This is a genomic window from Endozoicomonas sp. ONNA1 (assembly GCF_024606325.1).
Classification (GTDB): domain Bacteria; phylum Pseudomonadota; class Gammaproteobacteria; order Pseudomonadales; family Endozoicomonadaceae; genus Endozoicomonas_A.
This window is the reverse complement of the sequence record NZ_JAHHPN010000529.1, coordinates 1-1,041: the sequence shown is the minus strand read 5'-3', so window position 1 is coordinate 1,041 and position 1,041 is coordinate 1. Positions and strand designations below refer to the sequence as shown.

Sequence of the window (1,041 nt, the reverse complement as noted above, 5' to 3'; positions counted from 1 at the left end):
AAGCAGTCCATCCTCAGTCGGCTGGGTCAACTGGACCCGGCAAAGCTGGAGCATGTCACCCGCTCCTACATCAGCTATCACCAGACACAACAGGGCACAGCGGGACAGGACGCTCTGGGCCAGTTGCTGCTGGCTGCCCGTCTCAGGGCTATAACAGGTGGGCAGTCAGGCTCAGCCTGGGACACCCTGGCGCAGTTGCAAAAAATAGTGCCTGTGGATGTTAACCTTCAACGGGTAACCGGCTGGGATCACCAGCCTCCTGCGGCAACGACTGAAACCCATGCCCCGCCTGTGGCGACCTGGCAAAAGCTTGCACGGTACAACCTGCCCGCCGAACTTTATAAACTTCTGGATTTGTTTTCCGGTGGCGAAGGTTTTGTTAAACCGATTCTTGGCTCGGGAGAAATACTTTCCGGGCGCGGGATGTCTCTGGGTCGTTTGTATCACGAAATAATCATTACCCTTGAGCACGAACAGTACCTGTACCAGAGTCGTCTGGACGGCGATCCACCGACTCTGACGGTGGGCATAAAAGACACGACTTTTGATAACCCTAAGGCTATCGCTATTGGAAAGTTGTTCGGCACAGCCCTGCTAAACCATCCCGATGTGAAGGCTCTCAGTGAGGCTCAAAAGGACTTGCGGGCGACCTGGGGATTGTCGGCATCCACCACAGGCCGTCGTTATGGCCTGACCACAGGACTGGCGCTGGCTGCTTTTCCAGGTCAGAAAGACCGCCTGTACACACGGTTTATTGATGGCATCGGCACGAGCGATCACAACTGGCAGTTTGCTACCGGGTCGGTTGCGGATTTCGCCGAGGTTCTCTACTCGTTGTCCACCCGGCATGATCAGGATGAACTGACAGAAGCTTTTCAACGGGTTCGTAACTACCATCGTCTGAACCCCTTGGTATCTCTGGACACTTTTACTTCGGCACTGGTGGAGACCCACAGGAATCTGCCGGATTTTCAGGCGGGTCTGACTCTGCGGCAGGCTATCGGAAGTGGTGGGTACACTTTTCTGAAAACGTCCCTCAAG

General features: G+C 55.1%; 1 protein-coding gene. It reads left to right on the top strand.

Annotation, left to right across the window (positions count from 1 at the left end):
- The coding region (locus tag KDK19_RS12110; protein ID WP_257292062.1) for a hypothetical protein at nucleotides 1-1,041 on the top strand (1,041 nt) is incomplete at both ends.